This is a genomic window from Pedobacter borealis DSM 19626 (assembly GCF_000708285.2).
Classification (GTDB): domain Bacteria; phylum Bacteroidota; class Bacteroidia; order Sphingobacteriales; family Sphingobacteriaceae; genus Pedobacter; species Pedobacter borealis.
In genome coordinates, this window is the sequence record NZ_JAUG01000147.1 from 1 (window position 1) to 6,474 (window position 6,474).

A 6,474-nucleotide genomic window follows, 5' to 3' on the forward strand; every position below is an offset into this window, starting at 1 on the left:
CAGGTTTATAGTATTTTACATCCTTAATCAAATTGTAACCTTGGCTGTTATTTCATTAATTTTCGGCGTAATATTTAAGGTATTACCAGATGCAATTATAAAATGGCATGATGTAATTGCTGGTGCAATAGTTACCGCTTTACTATTTATGATTGGTAAATTTGCCATTTCAATTTACATAGGGCAAAGCGATGTTGGGAGTACTTATGGTGCAACAGGCTCATTGGTAGTTGTGCTTTTATGGACTTATTATTCTTCTATTATTTTATATTTTGGTGCCGAATTTACCAAGGCTTATGCGGTTGCTTTTGGATCTGAAATTTACCCTTCTCATTATGCGGTTACCACAAAAGAAATTGAGATAGAAACAGGAAGTAGATCCATTCAGGATAATCATCCCGAAATTAAAAAAGAGGTTAAGAAAGTTTAAAATTATTTATTCGCCCCAAGCTGTAATGATTAATCTTCTTTGTCCGCCATGGTTGCGGTGTTCGCAAAGATAAATGCCCTGCCAGGTACCAAGCGCCAATCTGCCGTTTCTAATCGGAATGGTAACAGAGCTACCTAAAAGTGCTGACTTTAAATGCGCAGGCATATCATCCGATCCTTCATAGTCATGCTCATAATCGGGGTCATTTTCTTTTACGGTTTTATTAAAGAACATTTCAAAATCAAGCCTAACCGTAGGATCTGCATTTTCGTTGATGGTAAGTGAAGCAGAAGTATGCTGTATAAAAACCTGGCAAATGCCAATGTTAATTTCGTCAATTTGAGGCAGGGCATCCTCAACCTCATCAGTAATGATATGGAAACCCCTTCTTCGTTCTCTCAGTGCTAAGGCTTGTTGGTATATTTTCATTTGAATTAATTCTCAATAATTTTAATGAAATCCTTTTCACTAGGTAAAACCGTTAAATACTTACTTGCGAAAATTTGTTCATTGTTTTCAGGAAGTGTATATCTTACAACAGATTCACTTTTATCTTGACAAAGGATAATACCGATGGTTTTGTTTTCATCCTCAAGTTTTACTTCTCTATCGAAATAGTTCACATACATCTGCATCTGGCCTATATCTTGATGTTTTAATTCTCCGATTTTTAAATCGATAAGTACAAAACACTTTAAAATACGGTTATAGAAGACTAAATCTATTTTGAAATGTTTTTCTTCGAAAGTTATTCTTTTTTGACGTGCTACAAAGGTAAAGCCATTGCCTAATTCTAATAAGAAATGTTCAAGTTTATCTATTAACCTTTGCTCTAACTCATTTTCTGAATAAAAACTTTTTTCGGGCAGGCCTAGGAATTCCAATATGTATGGGTCTTTTATTAAATCCTTGTTTTTTTCGATTATTTGTCCTTTCTGGCCAAGTGATCGTATTTCTTCCTTGTTTTTGCTTATTGCTAAACGTGTATATAATGCTGAATCATATTGGCGTTGCAACTCGCGTAAACTCCAATTATTTTTTATTGCTTCTATTTCGTAAAAATTACGTTCGTTTACATCGGTTATTCTCATTAACTTAAGGTAGTGCGACCATGTAAGTTTGAATTGCGCAGACAGTGTCTGCTGATTTGTAGATTTACGCGATACTGCATCGGCAATTTCTTGATTTTTGAATTCGTCAGGGGCTGTCTGATCTTTTCCCAATTGCGCAGACACTGTCTGCGCAATTGAATAAGTTAAATAAAACTGGCGCATTTGTTCTAAATTTCTTTTCGAAAAACCTTTGCCAAATTCAGTAACTAATTTTTCAGAAAGTTCATTTAAAATTTGTTTGCCATATTCTGCTCTTTCCTTTCCGTGTTGCTCTTCTTCAACAATCATTCTGCCAATTTCGAAGTAAGCGGTTGCCATTGTATTATTAATGGTTTGTGCTACATTTTGCCTCGCTTGGTTAAGCAGTTCAATAATCTTTGTATACAAATTTTGGTCTTCAACTTGCATTTTATATTTACCTTATAGATTGAGAGAATGATTTTTTCACTTTAAACTGGTGTTAACGATTACTTCAAAAACTCTACATTCCATATTTTTTCTGCTTTTCTGCCGATTAGCCAAAAAGAGGCCGCCAGTACCGAAAAAAACAACGCTTTATGCCAACTGTCCCAGAAGTATTCGAAATAGCGTGTATAGAGATTAATAAAGAGAAAAGTAATGCCAAATTCGCGGGCAATGTCATCACGGTATTTTAAACCAAATAGCGTACTTGCTACACAGACAGTTCCTGAAATTAATGCCCAATAAAACAAGCTTAGTTGCCTAACCTTGTACCATTCTTCCAAACTGGCAAAATTACCAAATACTGATAAGGCCCAAAGCGATACAAACAAATAAACCATCCCTGCGATATAAGTAACCTGAAAGAAGTTTTGTGTTTTGGGGAAAGCTTTCATAATGAACGATGCTGCGGTTAATGCAGCGCCAAAAACCACAAAGCGCAAAGGATAATTCATGCCAAGGAAGTAATAATTCCAACGGCTTAAATAACCTGTTTCAGTGCCAAACCAGGCACCTAAAGATATCAAAGCAAAAATCCAGATTAAACGCGAATTGAAAATATAACCTAAAGCACCATAAATGAAAACAGATACTAAAATCAGGATGGAGAAGTTGCCAGATCCATTATCCAGCGCCTTTCCAAAATAGGCAATGGCATTGGCGGTAAGTAAAATTGCTGAAAAAACGATAGCTTCATTGCTAAACTTTAAATGGGCCAGTTTCTTTTTTCGCTTAAAACCCAGAATGTAAAGCCATGCTGCCAATCCGCCAGAAACAATAGCAATTACGATGTTCGGTGTATTGTAAACCCGTTTTAAATAGTTTAAGATGGAATTGTCAATGAGGAGCGATCCAAGTGCAATAAAACCACAAGCCAGGGCTACCCAAAAAGCATACTGTGCCAGGCGTAACCAATCGAAGTTTTTGGCTTCATAACTTTTACGGAGTTTATCGCCTGTTTCATCATTAATTAAGCCATCACTTTGCCATTGCTCAATCATATCATCAAGAAACTCACTCTTTTCTCTGTCAACTTTCATAGGTTAGGTTATATACGAAGATAGCTTTTTTAGTCCTTAGTCAAAAGTCCCGAGTCAGCAGTCTATATCGACTAAAGACTGCTGACTAAGGACTTCGGACTAACTAAATAACCTCTTTTATTTTCTTATTGTTCCCAACAATCCAAATTACATCGCCGTTATCGAATACAAAGTCTGAGGAAGGATTCAATATCCGATCAGTACCCCTCTCTATGCCAACAATTAATGCCTGTGCTTTTTCGCGGATACCTGCATTTCTAATACTTAATCCATAAACCGGCGATTCGGCATGAACAACTACCTTTTGCAGGGTCATTTCTTTATTCGGGAAATTATTTTCTTCAGCTGTTTCTGGAGCATCAACCTCTAAAAGTGTTTTAACAGCAGCCAGTTGATCATCAGCACCAATCACTAGCAGTTTATCGTTTGGATAAAGCCGCTCATCTCTTCCAGGTGTTGGAATGTTATTTCTTCCACGCTCTATTAAAGCAATGTTAACGCCATATTTTTCCCTGATCATTAATTCGGTAAGTGTTTTTCCAACTACTTCCGATTCAGGGGAAACATTGAGTTCAGTTAAGTGGGTATCCCAGGGTAAAATATTCGGTTTTTGACTTTCACGGGCGTTCAGGTTTAACATGAAACGTCTTTCCAGTTTATCATAAAATGACTGTAATTTTCGGGAGAAGATGACCATACCTAAGATAATCAGGACAAATGCGATCACAGCGGCAATCCAGGTATCAAAAAACTCATACATTAAAAAACCTACAAAGAAAATGCCTAAGGCAATTCTGAAAAATTCGATTGCGATTAACGGCCCCCGGGTATATTTTTTGTTCAGCCAAAGGTGGGAATAGGCTGTTCGCTGGATCCTTCGGATAGATAATGCCCATAAAAATGGCGACATTAAAATGAAGGAAACCACTACGCTGATAATAATAGAAGTTAAACTATTCGAAATATTGCGCACAATAAAAGGCTGAACGTACCTGTAGGCTAAAAAGATGATCGCAATAATAATTACGGAGTGGATAATGGTATTAAAAATATAAGACCTCAATAAAACCTTCCAATCGCTTAACGTGGTAATTCCTTCGGTACTGGAGCTGTATCTTTCGATCCCATCTAACCATTTTTTAGGTAAAACACGATTTAAATACCGGTAAAAAGGTTCAGATAGTTTAATCAGATATGGCGTAGTAAATGTAGTGATCGCTGCTGCTGCTACCGCAATAGGATAAAGGAAATCGCTTGTTACTTTAAGGGTTAAGCCTAATGACGCAATGATGAATGAAAACTCACCAATCTGCGCCAAACTCATGCCCGATTGTACCGAAGTTTTTAACGGCTGACCAGATAATAACGCACCTAAAATGGTAAATATAATTTTCCCTAAAATAATCACTAACGTAGCAACGATAATCGGTATAGCGTACTTAACCAGCATTGAAGGGTCGATCAGCATACCGACCGAAACAAAGAAAACTGCGGCAAATAAATCTTTTACTGATTTGGTTAAATGTTCGATTCTTTCTGCCTGTGTGGTTTCTGCCAAAATGGATCCCATAATAAATGCACCCAGGGCAGGAGAGAAGCCCACCTTATCGGCCAGTAATACCATTACCAAACATAACGCTAACGATACCACCAACATGGTTTCGTCGTTCATTAATTTCTTGGTTGCTTTAAGAAATGAAGGAACCAGGAATATTCCGCCCAAGAACCAAAGTACCAGGAAAAAAGCCAGTTTTAAAATGGAATACAGCATTTCTGTACCTGCCGATTGCTGACTAACCGCCAGGGTAGAGAATAATACCAGTAATAATATGGCCACCAGATCTTCAACAATTAAAACACCAAAAACCAGGCCTGCAAACTTTTTATGTTTTAAACCAAGTTCTTCGAAAGCCTTAATGGTAATCATTGTTGATGAGATGGACAAGATACCCCCAAGGAATAAACTATCCATGTCTTTCCAGCCCATTGCTTTACCGACCAAGTAGCCTGCCAGAATGATAAATAGCACTTTCACGATCGCCGTGATGGAGGCAGAACCGCCAACTTTAACCAGTTTTTTAAAACTGAATTCTAAACCTAAACTGAATAAAAGGAAAATTACGCCTATTTCGCCCCAAATATTGATGCTTTTTGTATCGGTAACTGAGGGGAAAAAATCTAAATGTGAGCCAACCAACAGGCCGGCCAGTATATAACCTAAAACCAGCGGTTGTTTAATTCGTTTAAATATGAGGGTGGTTATCCCTGCAGCAGCAAGGATTAATCCTAAATCGGCAATTAAATCGGGTAAATGCATCTATAAAAAATGGGTATTGATGATTAAATAATTTATTTCCAAGTATTGTTACTCGGCATTTTATTGAAAACCCCACATTTGTGGTTAAAAATGAAATTACTTACCAAAAAACATGTTTTGGGTAGAGCATCTTAAACAGGCACCAATAATTATATTTTAATCTCCTGATTACAATTTTTGTATTGATGGTTTTGTTCTTGAAAAAAAGGAACAGCAAAAAAGTGATCAGTACAAACGCACTGGATGATATTTTTATAATTGAACTGTTAATGAAATCTTTTTGCAGACTTTCACTGTCCTGATTGAAATCAGAATTGGATTTGATATTTTTTTTGCTTGAAATGAAACTTATTTTGGTGTTTTTTAGTGGTACATCATTTCTTTTTTCCTGCGATGAGAAGGCCGCAAAATTAATGGAGATAGACAGAAAAAAGATGATGTAAAAAAGCCTCATTGCCGCTAATATAACGAAAATGAGGCTTTTTTGAAAGGAAAATATGATTAAAATTGAGGGCAGTCTTTCGGATATAATACCTATTAGCCACTAACACAAGGCGTATTATTATAAGAAATATTGATTAAATTTGTGTGTGGATGATTAATGAACAAAAAAGTTGAATCTAATGAAAGAAGTAACGATTAAATATAAAAGCGATAAAACTTTGGAAGCACTTAAGGAATTAGGCAAATACTTGAATTTTTCTGTTGCGGATCATAAAGCTAAAACAAAGGTTAAAAAAGAAGCAAGTATTAATGGTATTCCTGTAATCGTTGGAGATGGATCGATTGATATCTCCGAATTACATGATGTTTTTACAGGAAAGGATTTAAGCGCCGAGGAATTAAGAAATACTGCATGGCAAAGGAAAAAATAATTTGCGATACGGATGTATTGATAGACTATTTTGATAAAAATAAAAGTAGGAATGCATCAGCAACAGCGTTACTAGAAACGGATATAGAATTAGATAATGTTATCATTTCATCCGTTACCAAAATGGAATTATTGTTTGGAACCACTAATAAATTAGATCTTAACACTATTAATAAAAAACTGAGTAGATTTAGTATTAACCTGAGTTCGATAATTATTTACTGAAAATTATATCTTAT

7 protein-coding genes are annotated in these 6,474 nt (G+C 35.9%); 3 read left to right on the forward strand and 4 right to left on the reverse strand.

The genetic code is table 11. The features are described from left to right. A partial coding sequence (locus AW17_RS22645; RefSeq protein WP_029280453.1) for a YihY/virulence factor BrkB family protein occupies window positions 1-430 on the forward strand: 430 nt, incomplete at its 5' end. 6 nt (window positions 431-436) lie between these two features. Here the strand turns inward: AW17_RS22645 and AW17_RS22650 are convergent. The 4 genes from AW17_RS22650 to AW17_RS22665 all read right to left on the reverse strand — a co-directional run bounded on the left by AW17_RS22650 (window position 437) and on the right by AW17_RS22665 (window position 5,361). Then, on the reverse strand, window positions 437-859 hold the full coding sequence (locus tag AW17_RS22650) for a secondary thiamine-phosphate synthase enzyme YjbQ (protein ID WP_029280455.1): 423 nt from the start codon (window positions 857-859) through the stop codon (window positions 437-439). Between the two features lie 5 nt (window positions 860-864). Beyond that, window positions 865-1,950, reverse strand: a complete 1,086-nt coding sequence (locus AW17_RS22655; RefSeq protein ID WP_029280457.1) for a PDDEXK nuclease domain-containing protein — start codon at window positions 1,948-1,950, stop codon at window positions 865-867. Window positions 1,951-2,009: 59 nt separating this feature from the next. Further along, window positions 2,010-3,044, reverse strand: a complete 1,035-nt coding sequence (locus tag AW17_RS22660) for a DUF2157 domain-containing protein (protein WP_029280459.1) — start codon at window positions 3,042-3,044, stop codon at window positions 2,010-2,012. A gap of 103 nt (window positions 3,045-3,147) precedes the next feature. Then, window positions 3,148-5,361, reverse strand: a complete 2,214-nt coding sequence (locus AW17_RS22665) for a cation:proton antiporter domain-containing protein (RefSeq protein WP_029280462.1) — start codon at window positions 5,359-5,361, stop codon at window positions 3,148-3,150. Between the two features lie 623 nt (window positions 5,362-5,984). On the opposite strand from AW17_RS22665, the gene AW17_RS22675 reads away from it, so the two are divergent. Together AW17_RS22675 and AW17_RS25460 are read left to right on the forward strand one after the other, a co-directional pair. Next, entirely contained in the window at window positions 5,985-6,236 is a 252-nt protein-coding gene (locus AW17_RS22675; RefSeq protein WP_029280466.1) for a hypothetical protein, read from the forward strand. Next, window positions 6,218-6,460 carry a PIN domain-containing protein gene (locus AW17_RS25460; protein WP_029280468.1) on the forward strand — a complete coding sequence of 81 codons (243 nt, stop codon included), beginning with the start codon at window positions 6,218-6,220 and terminating at the stop codon, window positions 6,458-6,460. The genes AW17_RS22675 and AW17_RS25460 overlap by 19 nt, the downstream gene beginning before the upstream one ends. The last annotated feature ends 14 nt before the right edge of the window (window positions 6,461-6,474 follow it).

Bases quoted from the DNA above. Each gene is read 5' to 3' on its own strand.
- AW17_RS22650 (WP_029280455.1), bottom strand. From the start codon at position 859: ATGAAAATATACCAACAAGCCTTAGCACTGAGAGAACGAAGAAGGGGT.
- AW17_RS22655 (WP_029280457.1), bottom strand. From the start codon at position 1,950: ATGCAAGTTGAAGACCAAAATTTGTATACAAAGATTATTGAACTGCTT.
- AW17_RS22660 (WP_029280459.1), bottom strand. From the start codon at position 3,044: ATGAAAGTTGACAGAGAAAAGAGTGAGTTTCTTGATGATATGATTGAG.
- AW17_RS22665 (WP_029280462.1), bottom strand. From the start codon at position 5,361: ATGCATTTACCCGATTTAATTGCCGATTTAGGATTAATCCTTGCTGCT.
- AW17_RS22675 (WP_029280466.1), top strand. From the start codon at position 5,985: ATGAAAGAAGTAACGATTAAATATAAAAGCGATAAAACTTTGGAAGCA.
- AW17_RS25460 (WP_029280468.1), top strand. From the start codon at position 6,218: ATGGCAAAGGAAAAAATAATTTGCGATACGGATGTATTGATAGACTAT.